This is a genomic window from Pseudomonas sp. TE3552, from assembly GCF_056278945.1.
Window position 1 is genome coordinate 6,059,290 of the sequence record NZ_JBWBQJ010000001.1, and the last position, 14,955, is coordinate 6,074,244.

The following is a 14,955-nucleotide window of genomic DNA, read 5'->3' on the forward strand; positions in this document are numbered from 1 at the left end:
CGCGCCAGCCTTCAAAACGTACACCCGGATCTTGCGTCCGGCTGTGGGACTTGGCGAGAAAGTCATCTGCCTTGTCGGTGCGATCTGAGCCTTAGGAAGGGTCGATGCGCAAATGTGCGGCGCAGCATACTGATTTTTTTGAGGAATTCCCAGCTTGGCGTGTGGGGTAGAGCGATTGCGGCGAGGTGTAGCCGTTGCCGAAGGCTGCGTTCGGCTGCGAAGCAGTCGTAAACCCATCATTCACGGTATGGCTGAAACACCGCGGTGCAGGGGTATACGGCGCGCTGCGCAGCCGGACGCAGGCTTCGCCAGCGGCTACAGGATTGCATGCTTACAGGAAGGGCACCGACGGCCTGCGTTTATTGAGCGTCGACCACCAAAACACCCACCCCAATACCCTGATGTTCTGCTTGTCGATCTGCTCGGCGTTGAAAATCTCATCTGGATGCTCGGTTTTGTTGTAGCTGCGTAGCCGCAGCGCATTCCCCGGCATTCGGTGCAGGTACTTGATCCGCAGCATTCCGTCATGCTCGATCGCATAAATTTCTCCATCGATAACCTGTGTAAGCCCGCGATCGATGGCGAGGGTTGAACCGTCTTCAATCTTTTCGGCCATGCTGTTGCCGATCATATGGATGCAGATGGCATCCGCGTGGTTGATTTCCAGGGAGTCGAGGTGGCTGCGGGGCAGGCGGATGGATTGGGTGGGGTCTTCGATGACATGGGTTTTGCTGGACCCCGGGGCGGTGGCTGTTTCTTTGTAGAAGGGCAGTTCGACATCGGTGGGTTCTATTACCGTGTAGATGCCGCGGATGGCCTGGGCGTCGAAGGTGTTGCCGGATTCGTCGAGCAGGCGCAGGTGTTTGGAGTCTTTTGGGCCTTCGCCGGTTTTGAGCCAGTCGCTGTTTACTGACAGTAGTCTGGCGACCTCTTCCATGCGGTAGGCGGGCACACCGCGGGTGTACCAGTTATGGATGTTTTGCGCTTCCGTGTCGAAGAAAGCGGCAAATCCTGTCGTGGTGATGTTCGCTGCTTCGAGGAGCGCTTTAAACCGTGGGCCGCTAGTGTTCTTTTTCATAAACACGAGTTTACGGGCGCAGGATGGGGGTTTGAATAAACGATCCGTTCAAATTTCGAGGGAAATTTAAGACTGGATGTAAGACGCTTTTAGGGGAAATTAAACAAGAAAAAACCAAAGCAGTCGGGTGTTAAACGACACGTTTAAAAGAGGCATTGCAAGCCGCACAAAAAACCCCGGATCAACCGGGGTTCTTCTTGAAGCTTGGCGGCTGGAAGCTTAGTGCAGCTTCTCAGCCTTTATAGGCAGCAACCGACTTGGTGATGGCGTCGCGGGCGGCATCTGCGCCGGCCCAGCCTTCGATCTTCACCCATTTGCCTTTTTCGAGATCTTTGTAGTTCGCGAAGAAGTGCTCGATCTGCTGAATCAGCAGTGGAGGCAGGTCGGTGTATTCCTTCACGTCGACGTACAGCTGGGACAGCTTGTCGTGTGGAACCGCGATCACTTTGGCATCGCCGCCACCGTCGTCGGTCATGTTCAGGATGCCGACTGGACGCGCGCGGATCACCGAACCTGGAGCAACCGGGTAAGGGGTCACGACCAGCACGTCGAGGGGATCACCGTCGTCAGCCAGGGTGTTCGGGATGTAACCGTAGTTGGCCGGGTAGAACATCGGGGTGGCCATGAAACGGTCAACGAACAGGCAATCGCTGTCTTTGTCGATTTCGTATTTGATCGGCGCGTGGTTGGCCGGGATCTCGATCGCGACGTAGATGTCGTTCGGCAGGTCTTTGCCAGCCGGAATCTTGCTGTAGCTCATTGGGCGGTGCCCCCGTTAGTTGACCAAAAACACTTGGCCGGATTGACCAAAAAGTGGCGGCGATTATAGGCATATTCTGCCGACGATGCCATGCGCCAGAGGTCGTAGAGACCTAGTGGTGTGCCTGATAGACCGGATCTTCGGCCTGAAGTTGCCGCAGTCTCGAAAGTGGATCCTGCCGGTAAAACAGCTTCAACTGCTCGTAAACCCGAGGATACGCCTCGTGCAGCAAATCCGGGGCGCTGAAGAAGTATTCGCTGGTGACGGCGAAGAACTCGGCGGGGTTTTCCGCTGCGTACGGGTCGATGGCAGTTTCAGCGTCCGGGTTGCGGTCCAGTTGCCGGTCGAGGTCGTCATAGGCCTCTTGCATGACCCTGGCCCAGTCGCTGACGCGCATGTCGGCATGCAGCGGTGGCAAGCCATTGGCGTCGCCGTTGAGCATGTCGAGTTTGTGCGCGAGTTCGTGGATCACCAGGTTGTAGCCTTCCCAACCACCGCTGGCCATCACGCCGGGCCAGGCGAGGATGATCGGGCCTTGCTGCCAGGCTTCGCCGCTGTGTTCGCCGTCCCATTCGTGCTCGACGCCGCTGGCATCGCGATGGCGCTGGGGGCTGAGGAAATCGTCGGGGTAGAGGATGATTTCGTGAAAGCCCTGATACCAGTTCAGATCGCCCAAGTGCAGCAGCGGCAATTGGGCCTGGGCTGCCAGCAGCAGGCGTTGCTCCTGGTGGAGTTCGACGCCGGGCAAGGCGGTCAGGTGTTTGTCTTGCAGAAACAATACGCTGGCTTCGCGCAGCCAGCGGTCTTCGGCCTCGCTGATGCCATCGAGAAAGCTCAGGTGATGGCGCACCCGTTGCCACATGTCGTCGGCAATCGGGTGCCTGGCCAGAGTGCGCTGGCGTCGCCAGGCGCTAAGGGACCACATCGTGGGTCAGCGTGGTTCGGCTTTGGACGCAGCATTGGCGAGGCGGCTGCGGATCACGCCGATGATCATCGGTAGCAGCGACAGCAGGATGATGCCCACGACCAGCAGCGACAGGTTTTTCTTGATGAACGGTACATTGCCGAAGAAGTAACCGAGGGTTACCAGGCCACCCACCCAGAGGATGGTGCCGAAAACGCTGAAGGCAAAGAAACGCGGGTAAGGCATTTTGCCAACGCCGGCGACGAACGGGGCAAAAGTACGGATGATTGGCATGAAACGCGCCAGGGTCACGGTTTTGCCGCCATGTTTGTCGTAGAAATCGTGGGTTTGTTGCAGGTAATCGCGGCGGAAGATTTTCGAGTTCGGGTTACTGAACAGCCGTTCGCCGACGGTGCGGCCGATCACGTAGTTGGTACTGTCCCCGAGGATCGCCGCCAGCATCAGCAGGCCGCCCAGCAGTACCGGATCCATGCCGCCACCGGCCGCCACGGCGCCCGCGATGAACAGCAGGGAATCGCCCGGCAGGAACGGCATCACCACCAGCCCGGTTTCGCAGAAAATCACCATGAACAGGATGGCGTAGATCCATGCTCCGTAGTTGTTCACCAGCATCTCGAGGTAAACATCGAGATGCAGAATAACGTCGATCGGGTTGAAATCCATGGAAAGCACCTGTGGTGATGGCCCGACTCGGCAGGCCTGTGCGGATGGCTTCGCGTAAGACTACACCTGAGTGTGATTTTTCTTACGAGCCTTGAAGATCGGCATTATACGGGGAGAGAAGTGAAAAACGCGTCGAGTTTGTAGCGAGGAATGTCGAGGGGGCAACCACAAGTCTGTTGGTTTTGCACGGTCCTTGTGGTGAGGGGGGCTTGCTCCCGCAGGACCGGGCTGGCGCTCCAGTGCGAGGCGCTCCTGGTCCGACGAGGCGGTGTATCAGGATAATCGCTTTGGCAGGTTTACGACTGCTGCGCAGTCGAGCGGGAGCAAGCTCCCTCGCCACAGAGGCCCCCAGTGCGTTACAGCCCGTCGCTGATCGGCAGCACGTAGTTCTTGAACTCGGTGTCTTCCTTGAAGCCGATGGATTCGTAGGTTTTCTGCGCGACTTCGTTGTTGCTGCTGGTGGAAACGCGCATGCGCACGGCATTGGTTTCCTTGGCCATTTTCTTCGCGGTGCGGATCAGGTTGTCAGCCACCAACTGGCGGCGGGCGTCTTCGGCGACGTAGATGTCGTTGAGGATCCACACGCGTTTAAGCGAAAGGGACGAAAAGCTGGGGTACAACTGACAGAAACCCATCAGTTTGTTGTTGTCGTCATCGGCCAGGGCCAGGTAGATCACCGATTCCTTGCGCCGCAGGCGCTTCTCGAGGAATGCCCGGGACGAGTCCGGATACGGCAGAGAACCGTAAAACTCACGATATTTGACGAACAACGGGGTCAGCAGATCCAGGTGTTCGAGGGTCGCTTGAATAATCCGCATGGTAGGTCTCGTCTTCAAGTGGCTGTCTTACTGGGTGACGGCGATGGGAAACCCCCTGGCGGCCGTGCATCGATCCTGCCTTAAACCGGAATAGAAACGCAATGCGGAAACGGTTCAGGCATTCGCCGGGCTCAGTAGGAAATTACCTTTCATGTCTGCTCCTGTGTCCGACTCCAGCGTCTGAACCTGGGCTTCGTCCTTCAGACTCACCCCCGATAACTGCCGCCGACAGGCTTCGCGCATCAAATACAGCAAACGGTGTGCCGCCATACCGTAGCTCAAGCCTTCGAGCCGGACATTGGAGATGCAGTTGCGATAGGCGTCCGTCAGTCCGACCTTTGGATTATAGGTGAAATACAGCCCCAGGCTGTCTGGCGAGCTCAAGCCAGGGCGTTCGCCGATCAATATGACCACCATTTTCGCCCCCAGTAGCTGGCCAATCTCGTCGGCCACCGCGACCCGGCCTTGTTCCACCAGAATCACCGGCGACAGGGACCAGCCTTCAGCGGCGGTCTGTTCTTCCATGCGCGTCAGAAACGGTAAGGTGTGGCGATGAACGGCCAGTGCCGAGAGGCCATCGGCAACCACCACCGCCAGATCCACCCCGCCAGGATTGGCCCGCGCGTAATTGCGTAGCGTCTGCGCCGACTCATCACTCAACTTTCGCCCCAAATCGGGGCGTTGCAAATAACTGTTCCGGTCCGTGGCGGCGCTGTGCAGCAGCAAACTCTCACGGCCACGCTCGGCCAGTTGCGAGCTGAGCCCCGGATGGTCGAACGGCAGGTGTACCGCATCCCGAGCCTGTGCGTGGGCGTACTGAAAATCCAGCTGCGCGCTGGTGGGCAGGCTGGTGCCGGTGCGGCCCAGCGCAATTCGCGCAGGGGTCAGGCGACGCAGCTCCAGCAGCGGGTTCTGCGGATCGACGGGTGGTTTATCCATATCAACACTCATCCCAGTTGCGCCAATGCCTGGCGGAAGGCCGGAGGCAGGCTGTTGCCGAAGTGAATTTTGCCGTCTGCCTGGGTGAAGATGCCCATGTTCGCCAGCCACTGTTCAAACTCCGGCGCCGGTTTCAGGCCCAGGGTTTGTCGGGCGTAGAGGGCGTCGTGGAACGAGGTGGTCTGGTAGTTGAGCATGATGTCGTCGGAGCCGGGGATGCCCATGATGAAATTAATCCCGGCCACGCCCAGCAAGGTCAGCAGAGTATCCATGTCGTCCTGGTCGGCTTCGGCATGGTTGGTGTAACAGATATCGCAGCCCATGGGGACGCCCAGCAGCTTGCCGCAGAAGTGGTCTTCGAGGCCGGCGCGGATGATCTGTTTGCCGTTGTAAAGGTATTCGGGGCCGATGAAGCCTACGACGGTGTTGACCAGAAACGGTTTGAAATGGCGTGCCACGGCGTAGGCGCGGGTTTCGCAGGTCTGTTGATCGACGCCGTGGTGGGCATTGGCCGACAAGGCACTGCCTTGCCCTGTCTCGAAATACATCAGGTTTTGGCCCAGTGTGCCGCGATTCAGGCTCAAACCCGCGTCATAACCTTCCTGCAGTACGTTGAGGTTGATACCGAAACTGGCGTTGGCCGCTTCGGTGCCGGCAATCGACTGGAACACCAGGTCCAGTGGAACGCCGCGATTCACTGCCTCGATGGAGGTGGTGACGTGGGTCAGCACGCAGGCCTGGGTCGGAATGTCGTAGCGCTGGATGATCGCGTCGAGCATTTCCAGGATGGCGCAGATCGACGCGATGCTATCGGTGGCCGGGTTGATGCCGATCATCGCGTCCCCGTTGCCGTACAGCAGGCCGTCGAGAATGCTCGCGGCGATACCGGCCGGTTCGTCGGTAGGGTGGTTGGGTTGCAGGCGTGTGGATAACCGGCCGCGTAACCCGAGAGTGCCGCGAAATTTGGTGACCACGCGGATTTTCTGCGCCACCAGCACCAGATCCTGTACGCGCATGATCTTCGACACGGCGGCGACCATTTCCGGGGTCAGGCCCGGAGCGAGCGCGCGCAGGCTCTGTTCGTCAGCGGCCTCGCTGAGCAGCCAGTCGCGAAAACCGCCGACGGTGAGGTGGCTGACGACGGCAAAAGCCTGCTTGTCGTGAGTGTCGATGATCAGCCGGGTGACTTCATCGGTCTCGTAAGGAATCAGTACTTCCTGCAGGAAGTGGGTGAGCGGGAGATTAGCCAGGGCCATCTGCGCGGCCACTCGCTCGCCATCGTTGAGGGCGGCAACACCGGCCAGAAAATCCCCGGAACGCGCGGGGCTGGCCTTGGCCATGACGTCCTTGAGGCTGTCGAAGCGGTAGGTCTGGGCGCCGACGGTATGGGCAAATACGGCCATGGGGCGGTGTCCTTCTGATTCAATAAATAACTCAAATGCACCGCCGAACCCCTGTGGGAGCGAGCCTGCTCCCACATGGGAACTGCGTGCACTTCAATATGGCAGGCGCCGGGAATCAGCCCGGCGCCGGTGCAACTCAGACGCCTTCGAGCATTGCATCCGCCGGTGCGTCGGAACGCTGCTTGGCAGTCAGTTGGAAATACAGGTAACCGGCCGCCATGAACCCGAGGAACACGCACCCGATCAAGGTGTTGAACCACGCCATCGCCACCAGGCATACCACCGCCAGAAACAGCGCGATCCCTGGCACGATAGGGTAGCCCGGCGCACGGAAGGTGCGTTCCAGGTTCGGCTCGGTTTTACGCAGTTTGAACAGGCTCAGCATACTGATGATGTACATCACGATGGCGCCGAATACCGACATGGTGATCATCGCAGCCGTCAGCGTCATGCCCTGCAGGTTGACCAGGCCGTCGCTGTAGATCGCGGCGATGCCGATCACGCCGCCAGCCAGAATTGCCCGGTGCGGCGTCTGGAAGCGCGAGAGTTTGGCCAGCCCTTTGGGCAGGTAACCGGCGCGAGCCAGGGCGAAGAACTGTCGCGAATAGCCAAGAATGATCCCGTGGAAACTCGCCACCAGGCCGAACAGGCCGATCCATACCAGCATGTGCATCCAGCTCGAATTATTGCCGACCACCGCTTTCATCGCCTGAGGCAGCGGATCGTTGATGTTCGACAGTTGGCGCCAGTCGCCGACCCCGCCAGCCATCACCATCACGCCGATGGCCAGGAACACCAGGGTCAGAATGCCACTGACATAAGCTCTGGGAATCGTGCGTTTCGGGTCTTTGGCTTCCTCGGCGGCCATGGCGGCGCCTTCAATGGCGAGAAAGAACCAGATCGCGAAAGGGATTGCCGCAAAGATGCCGGGAATCGAGGCCATGGTGAATTCGTTGGAGCCTGACCAGCCATTGAGTACAAAATTGCTGAAGCTGAAGCCCGGGGCGACCACGCCCATGAACACCAGCAATTCGGCGACCGCCAGCACGGTGACCACCAACTCGAACGTGGCTGCGATGCTCACGCCGAGGATATTCAAGCCCATGAACACGAAATAGGCGCCAACGGCGGCGACCTTCGGGTCCAGTTCCGGGTATTGCACGTTGAGGTAGGCGCCGATGGCCATGGCAATCGCCGGTGGTGCAAAGACGAATTCGATCAGGGTGGCGATGCCGGCAATCAGTCCGCCGCGCTCGCCGAAGGCCCGTCGACTGTAGGCAAACGGCCCGCCAGCGTGGGGAATGGCGGTGGTCAATTCGGTGAAACTGAAGATGAAACAGGTGTACATCGTCGCCACCATCAGTGCGGTGACGAGAAAACCCAGGGTGCCTGCGGTGCCCCAGCCGTAACTCCAGCCGAAGTACTCGCCGGAAATCACCAGGCCGACGGCAATGCCCCATAGGTGCAGGGTGCCGAGTGTGGGTTTGAGCTGTGTCGTAGAAGTCATAAGTCCTCTCTGTCTTTTTTATTGTTTGATCTGTTGGACTTTCGGGTATGGCATTTATGTGTGATGCGGGCACGCAAAGCCCATGCCAGACAGGCAGGGCAATGATTTACGGTGCGTTTAAGGACGCCATCGCGGGCAAGCCCGCTCCCACAGGGTCATGGGGTAAATTCACCTATTGGGGGTGACCCAAATCACCGTGGGAGCGGGCTTGCCCGCGATAGCCATCTGAAGGGCGACACAGAAACATCGGTGTCGCCCCCGGTTTTTAGAAGAAGCCCAACGGATTGATGTCGTAGCTCACCAGCAGGTTTTTGGTCTGCTGATAGTGATCGAGCATCATTTTGTGGGTTTCACGGCCGACGCCGGACTTTTTGTAGCCCCCGAACGCGGCGTGCGCCGGGTACAGGTGATAGCAGTTGGTCCACACACGACCGGCCTTGATGGCGCGGCCCATGCGATAGGCGCGGTTGATGTCGCGGGTCCAGAGGCCGGCACCCAGGCCGAACTCGGTGTCGTTGGCGATGGCCAGGGCTTCTGCTTCGTCCTTGAAGGTGGTGATGCTCACCACCGGGCCAAAGATTTCTTCCTGGAATACGCGCATTTTGTTGGTGCCCTTGAGCAGGGTCGGCTGGATGTAATACCCGGTCGCCAGGCTGCCCTCGAGTTTTTCCACCTTGCCACCGGTCAGCAGTTCGGCGCCTTCGCCCTTGGCGATTTCCAGGTACGAAAGGATTTTGTCGAATTGCTGCTCGGACGCTTGGGCGCCGACCATGGTGTCGGTGTCCAGCGGGTCGCCACGTTTGATTTGCAGGACTTTGTTCATGACCACTTTCATGAACTCGTCGTAGATCGACTCTTGCACCAGGGCGCGGGACGGGCAGGTGCAGACTTCGCCCTGGTTGAAGAATGCGAGCACCAGGCCTTCGGCAGCTTTTTCGATGAAGCTTGGCTCAGCTTTCATGATGTCTTCGAAGAAGATGTTCGGCGACTTGCCACCCAGCTCCACCGTGGACGGAATGATGTTTTCGGCCGCGCATTTCATGATGTGCGAGCCGACCGGGGTCGAACCGGTGAAGGCGATCTTGGCGATGCGCTTGCTGGTGGCCAGGGCTTCACCGGCTTCTTTGCCGAAGCCTTGCACCACGTTGAGCACACCCGGCGGCAGCAGGTCGCCGATCAGCTCCATCAGCACGGTAATGCCCAGCGGGGTTTGCTCGGCAGGCTTGAGTACGATGCAGTTACCGGCCGCGAGGGCCGGGGCGAGTTTCCAGGCGGCCATCAGGATCGGGAAGTTCCACGGAATGATCTGCCCGACCACGCCCAGCGGTTCATGGATGTGATAGGCCACGGTATTGCCGTCGATCTCGGCGGCGCTGCCTTCCTGGGCGCGGATGCAACCGGCGAAGTAGCGGAAGTGGTCCGCGGCCAGCGGGATGTCGGCGTTGAGGGTTTCGCGCACGGCTTTGCCGTTGTCCCAGGATTCGGTGATCGCCAGCAGTTCCAGATTCTGTTCGATGCGATCGGCGATTTTCAGCAGGACCAGCGAGCGTGCCTGGGCGGACGTGGCGCCCCAGGCATCGGCGGCAGCATGGGCAGCGTCCAGGGCTTTTTCGATGTCTTCGGCCGTGGAACGCGGGAATTCGGCAATAGGCTGGCCGTTGACCGGCGAGGTATTGGTGAAGTACTGACCTTTGACAGGCGCGACGAACTCGCCGCCGATGTAGTTACCGTATTTGCTCTTGAACGAAACGATAGCGCCTTCAGTACCGGGGTGAGCGTAACGCATGATGGGTTTCTCCTTGGCTTTTGTGCTTATAAGGGAGGACGCGCCAGAGCGCTGCATAAGCGTAGAGCAAAGGTCGGGCCAGCGCCTTGCAGGTCAGGTAAATCAAGGGCTTGTGTATTTTTTGTCGGACGGCTGGCCGGTGCTTGTGACGCTTGCGGTACAACCCGTGTGACACTTTGTACCGCTTGTGGCACAGCCTGTGACCGATGGGTCTTGCCAGCATTGCAATGCGTCGATGGCTGGAGGATGCTGGGCCTCAAATTGCCACACAGGTAATCCTCTGTGGTGAGGGGCGATGTGTGGTGAGGGGCTTGTGTGGCGAGGGGGCTTGCCCCCGTTGGGCTGCGAAGCGGCCCCTAAACCAGTCACCTCGATTTCCCGGATACACCGCGTACACAGGATTTACGACTGCTGCGCAGCCGAACGGGGGCAAGCCCCCTCGCCACAGGAAGTGGCTATAGGTAAGCCCTCACCTATCGGGGAGAATAATAAGAAATGCACGATAACCATTTGAGTCGCCATGCCCAGCAAGTGTTGACCGTGACCCAGGGTAAATCCCACCTGCACGGTCCCGGCAGCGACCCGTCCATAGCCCGCTCCTGGCTGCGTTGCCTTGAGGACTATCACCTCGATCCGGCCCTGACCATGGCGCCGACGGTGCTCGAACATGGCCGCGTGCTGGAAAGCCGCGAACGTTTGCAGCACGTGCTGCAGATCGCCGGCAACGAAATGACCAGTCTCCACCAGCAACTCTCCGGCGCCGGCCACGCGGTGCTGCTGACCGACGCCCGCGGGGTGATCCTCAACTGCGTCACCGCGCCCGCCGAACGGAAGATTTTCGAGCGCGCCGGCCTTTGGCTTGGTGCCGACTGGAGCGAAGCCTGCGAAGGCACCAACGGTATCGGCACCTGTCTGGTGGAGCGCCAACCCCTGACCATTCACCAGGACGAACATTTTCGTGGCCGTCATACCGGCCTGACCTGCTCGGCGAGCCCTGTGTTCGATCCGCACGGCGAGCTGCTGGCGGTGCTCGACGTGTCTTCGGCGCGTCATGAGGTTTCGCGTCAGAGCCAGTTTCACACCATGGCACTGGTCAACCTTTCGGCGAAGATGATCGAGAGCTGTTATTTCCTGCGTTATTTCGACAATCAATGGTTGCTGCGTTTTCACTTGCAGGCCGAATCCGTCGGGCTCTTCAGTGAAGGGTTGCTGGCGTTCGACGGGGAAGGGCGGATCAGCGCGGTCAACCAGAGTGCGCTGAATTTGCTGGGGCATATTCGCGGCGGGTTGTTGGGCAAACCGGTGGAGGCGTTTTTCGACTGCTCGCTGGATGAGTTACTCGGCCGCGCGAGCGCCAATGCCACCGCCAGTTGGCCATTGCGCACCCGTGACGGGCGGCGGTTGTTTGCCGTGTTGCGTGGGCAGCCGCGCAGCATTCCTGCACCGGTGGTGCAAAGCCCGGCAGTGGCCGAGCGTCCACGGCTGTCGGGCATTTGCCTGGGTGATGTCGCGTTGCAGGAAGACTTCCGCAAGGCCTTGCGTGTATTCGAGCGAGACGTGCCATTGCTGATCAACGGTGAAACCGGCTCTGGCAAGGAGGCTTTCGCCAAAGCCGTGCATCAGGCCAGTCAACGGGCGGAAAAGTCGTTCGTCGCCCTCAATTGCGCAGCGATTCCCGAAAGCCTGATCGAAAGCGAACTGTTTGGCTATCGCGGCGGCAGCTTCACCGGTGCCCGCAAGGAAGGCATGCGCGGCAAGTTGCAGCAGGCCGATGGCGGGACGTTGTTCCTCGATGAAATCGGCGACATGCCGCTGAGCATGCAAACCCGGCTATTAAGGGTGCTGGAAGACCGTCAGGTGGTGCCGATTGGCGGCGAGCCGGAATCGGTCAATGTGCGGATCATCAGCGCCACTCACCGCAACCTGCTCGAAAGGGTGCGGGACGGCAGTTTCCGCGAGGATTTGTATTACCGGCTCAATGGACTGGAAGTCGCATTGCCGGCGTTGCGTGAGCGTTCTGACAAATCACAGTTGCTCGACTTTTTGCTGGCCGAAGAGGCGGGCGGGGAGGCGGTGCTGATTGATGCTACGGCTCGGCAGGCGTTGCTGGACTTTGCCTGGCCGGGGAATGTGCGGCAATTGCGCAATGTGCTGCGCACCCTGGCCGCGTTGTGTGATGGCGGTCGGATCGGGCTGGAAGATTTGCCGGCGATGATTCGCCAGGCCCGGCCGGTGACGGTGGCGACGGTTGAAGAGCCGTCCGCATATCCGCTGGACGATGCCGAACGGTTGGCGTTGCTGGCGGCGCTGGAGCAACAACGCTGGCACATGACCCACACCGCCGAACAGTTGGGCGTCAGCCGTAATACCCTTTACCGGAAGCTGCGCAAACACGGCATCGCCCGATAATTGCTTTTGTGGCGAGGGAGCTTGTCGGATCGCCGCACCGTCCCGCTCGGCTGCGCAGCAGTCGTAAAGTTGGCAACCGTGATCCAACTAATACACCGCGTTGGCTGGTTTTGGGGCTGCTTCGCAACTCAGCAGGAGCAAGCTCCCTCGCCACAAAAAAACGCGCTCGATCAGCCCGGCGGTTGTGTCACGTTCAGCTAAAGAGTGCGAATTTTCCCACCCTACGCTAACCTGCGGCCATGTTTTACGAGGTCGACTATGCACATTCATATTCTTGGTATCTGCGGCACTTTCATGGGTTCGATGGCGGTTCTGGCCAAAGAGCTGGGCCATCACGTGACCGGCTCCGATGCCAACGTCTATCCACCGATGAGCACTCAGCTGCAAGCCCAGGGCATTGAGTTGACCCAAGGTTATGATCCGGCGCAGCTCGATCCGGCTCCGGACCTGGTGGTGATTGGCAATGCCATGTCCCGCGGTAACCCGGCCGTCGAATACGTGCTGAACAAAGGCCTGCCGTACGTCTCTGGCCCGCAATGGCTGGCGGATCACGTTTTACAAGGCCGCTGGGTGCTGGCGGTTGCCGGTACTCACGGCAAAACCACCACCAGCAGCATGCTTGCCTGGGTCCTGGAACACGCCGGTATGAGCCCAGGTTTCCTGATCGGCGGCGTGCCGCAGAATTTCTCGGTGTCGGCGCGTCTGGGCGATACGCCATTCTTCGTGATTGAAGCCGATGAATACGACAGCGCGTTCTTCGACAAGCGCTCCAAGTTCGTCCACTACCGCCCACGCACGGCGATCCTGAACAATCTTGAGTTCGATCACGCCGATATCTTCCCCGATTTGCCAGCCATCGAGCGGCAGTTCCACCATTTGGTGCGGACTATTCCGAGCGAAGGCCTGGTGATCCATCCGACCACTGAACCGGCCTTGCAGCGTGTCATCGAAATGGGCTGCTGGACCCCGGTGCAAACCACCGGTGCCGGCGGTCAGTGGCAGGTCAAACTGCTCAGCGAAGACGGTTCGAAGTTCGAAGTGATGTTCGAAGGCGTCGCCCAAGGCGTGGTCGAGTGGGACATGACCGGGCAGCACAACGTCGCCAACGCCTTGGCTACCTTGGCCGCCGCGCGTCACGTCGGCGTCGTGCCGTCGATGGGGATCGCGGCACTGAGCGCGTTCAAAAGCGTGAAGCGGCGGATGGAAAAAGTCGCTGAAGTTCGTGGCATCACGATCTACGACGATTTTGCGCATCACCCGACCGCCATCGCCACTACCCTTGATGGTCTGCGTAAACGTATCGGCGATGCGCCGCTGATCGCGATCATCGAGCCGCGCTCCAACTCCATGAAACTTGGCGCGCACCGTGATGGCTTGCCGGAAAGTGTGGTCGATGCCGATCAGGTGATCTGGTATTCGCCGGCCAACCTCGGTTGGGATCTGGGCGCCACCGCGGCATTGTGCACTGTGCCGTCGATCGTCAGCGATTCGCTGGAAGGCATCATCGAGCGTGTGAAGAGCCAGGCCCAGCCCGGCACTCACGTGGTGATCATGAGCAATGGCGGCTTCGGCGGCCTGCACGGCAAACTGGCCGAGGCGCTGCAATGAACAATGGTCCGGAACGCATCACGCTGGCGATGACCGGCGCTTCGGGCGCTCAGTATGGTTTGCGCCTGCTCGACTGCCTGGTGCGTGAAGACCGCGAGGTGCATTTCCTGATCTCCAAGGCTGCGCAACTGGTGATGGCCACCGAGACCGACGTCTCGCTGCCGTCCAAACCGCAGATGATGCAAGCCTTCCTCACCGAATACACCGGCGCCGCCGCCGGGCAGATTCGGGTGTACGGCAAGGAAGACTGGATGTCGCCGGTGGCTTCGGGCTCCGGCTCGCCAGCGGCGATGGTGGTGGTCCCGTGTTCCACCGGGACCTTGTCGGCTATCGCCACCGGGGCCTGCAACAACTTGATCGAGCGGGCTGCCGACGTGACGTTGAAGGAGCGTCGCCAGCTGATTCTGGTACCGCGCGAGGCGCCGTATTCGAGCATTCACCTGGAGAACATGCTCAAGTTGTCGAACATGGGCGTGACGATTTTGCCGGCATCACCGGGCTTCTATCATCAGCCGCAGACCATTGATGATTTGATCGACTTTGTCGTGGCGCGAATTCTCAATCTGCTGAACATTCCGCAAGACATGCTGCCACGTTGGGGTGAGCACCATTTGAGCAGCGATGAATAAGCTACTGATCATCCTGTTGGCTGTACAACTGGCGGGCTGCGCCACGGCGCGCACCCTTGATGCCGCCAAACCGGGGGCGCCAGTGGTGTATTCGGGGACGCGTCTGGATTTGTATGCAATGAACGGTGGGTGCTGCGCCATGGACCGATTTGGCGCAGAGGCGCCGAGTTATCCGGGTGTTGACCTGCCGGCCAGTGCGTTGCTCGACACGCTGCTGTTGCCGCTGTCGTTGTTGACGGTGATTGGCGTGAGTTTTCAGGCGACGGGTGGATTGTAAGAGAGCCATGTGGCGAGGGGGCTTGCCCCCGTTGGGTCGCGCAGCGGCCCTCCGTTTCTTCAGCTGCACTGAGTCGCCTGGATTTGCGACTGCTTCGCAGCCGAACGGGGCGATGCGGCGTTCCGACAAGCCCCCTCGCCACAGGTCCGCTGA

General features: G+C 59.9%; 13 protein-coding genes. 4 read left to right on the plus strand and 9 right to left on the minus strand.

Features of this window, described 5'->3' with window-relative positions; translation table 11 throughout:
• Positions 1-331: 331 nt before the first annotated feature.
• From ACZ9BB_RS27485 to exaC, 9 genes are all read right to left on the minus strand, one after another.
• The gene (locus ACZ9BB_RS27485) at positions 332-1,078 is read right to left on the minus strand and encodes a S24 family peptidase (RefSeq protein ID WP_476217834.1); all 747 of its coding nucleotides are present in this window, start codon (positions 1,076-1,078) and stop codon (positions 332-334) included.
• Positions 1,079-1,310: 232 nt separating this feature from the next.
• Positions 1,311-1,838: an inorganic diphosphatase gene (ppa, locus tag ACZ9BB_RS27490; RefSeq protein ID WP_008052339.1), complete on the minus strand. Its 528-nt coding sequence runs from the start codon at positions 1,836-1,838 to the stop codon at positions 1,311-1,313.
• A 112-nt stretch (positions 1,839-1,950) separates the two neighbouring features.
• Positions 1,951-2,763: a M90 family metallopeptidase gene (locus ACZ9BB_RS27495; RefSeq protein WP_476217836.1), complete on the minus strand. Its 813-nt coding sequence runs from the start codon at positions 2,761-2,763 to the stop codon at positions 1,951-1,953.
• 6 nt (positions 2,764-2,769) lie between these two features.
• On the minus strand, positions 2,770-3,426 hold the full coding sequence (locus ACZ9BB_RS27500) for a DedA family protein (RefSeq protein WP_476217838.1): 657 nt from the start codon (positions 3,424-3,426) through the stop codon (positions 2,770-2,772).
• 356 nt (positions 3,427-3,782) lie between these two features.
• A complete protein-coding gene (locus ACZ9BB_RS27505; protein ID WP_030129561.1) occupies positions 3,783-4,244 on the minus strand; it encodes a GNAT family N-acetyltransferase in 462 nt (153 codons plus the stop codon).
• Between the two features lie 114 nt (positions 4,245-4,358).
• A complete protein-coding gene (eutC, locus tag ACZ9BB_RS27510) occupies positions 4,359-5,183 on the minus strand; it encodes an ethanolamine ammonia-lyase subunit EutC (RefSeq protein ID WP_476217841.1) in 825 nt (274 codons plus the stop codon).
• Positions 5,184-5,191: 8 nt separating this feature from the next.
• The gene (locus ACZ9BB_RS27515) at positions 5,192-6,586 is read right to left on the minus strand and encodes an ethanolamine ammonia-lyase subunit EutB (protein WP_476217843.1); all 1,395 of its coding nucleotides are present in this window, start codon (positions 6,584-6,586) and stop codon (positions 5,192-5,194) included.
• A gap of 136 nt (positions 6,587-6,722) precedes the next feature.
• Positions 6,723-8,093, minus strand: a complete 1,371-nt coding sequence (gene eat, locus ACZ9BB_RS27520; RefSeq protein ID WP_476217845.1) for an ethanolamine permease — start codon at positions 8,091-8,093, stop codon at positions 6,723-6,725.
• 265 nt (positions 8,094-8,358) lie between these two features.
• Positions 8,359-9,879 (minus strand): acetaldehyde dehydrogenase ExaC, encoded by a 1,521-nt coding sequence (gene exaC / locus ACZ9BB_RS27525; RefSeq protein WP_007894337.1) that lies wholly within the window; start codon positions 9,877-9,879, stop codon positions 8,359-8,361.
• Between the two features lie 495 nt (positions 9,880-10,374).
• On the opposite strand from exaC, the gene ACZ9BB_RS27530 reads away from it, so the two are divergent.
• The 4 genes from ACZ9BB_RS27530 to ACZ9BB_RS27545 all read left to right on the plus strand — a co-directional run bounded on the left by ACZ9BB_RS27530 (position 10,375) and on the right by ACZ9BB_RS27545 (position 14,802).
• Positions 10,375-12,288, plus strand: a complete 1,914-nt coding sequence (locus ACZ9BB_RS27530) for a sigma-54-dependent Fis family transcriptional regulator (protein WP_476217847.1) — start codon at positions 10,375-10,377, stop codon at positions 12,286-12,288.
• Between the two features lie 258 nt (positions 12,289-12,546).
• Entirely contained in the window at positions 12,547-13,896 is a 1,350-nt protein-coding gene (mpl, locus tag ACZ9BB_RS27535; protein WP_476217849.1) for a UDP-N-acetylmuramate:L-alanyl-gamma-D-glutamyl-meso-diaminopimelate ligase, read from the plus strand.
• Positions 13,893-14,525: a flavin prenyltransferase UbiX gene (gene ubiX, locus ACZ9BB_RS27540; RefSeq protein WP_030129554.1), complete on the plus strand. Its 633-nt coding sequence runs from the start codon at positions 13,893-13,895 to the stop codon at positions 14,523-14,525. The genes mpl and ubiX overlap by 4 nt, the downstream gene beginning before the upstream one ends.
• The gene (locus tag ACZ9BB_RS27545) at positions 14,518-14,802 is read left to right on the plus strand and encodes a YceK/YidQ family lipoprotein (protein ID WP_476217851.1); all 285 of its coding nucleotides are present in this window, start codon (positions 14,518-14,520) and stop codon (positions 14,800-14,802) included. The genes ubiX and ACZ9BB_RS27545 overlap by 8 nt, the downstream gene beginning before the upstream one ends.
• The last annotated feature ends 153 nt before the right edge of the window (positions 14,803-14,955 follow it).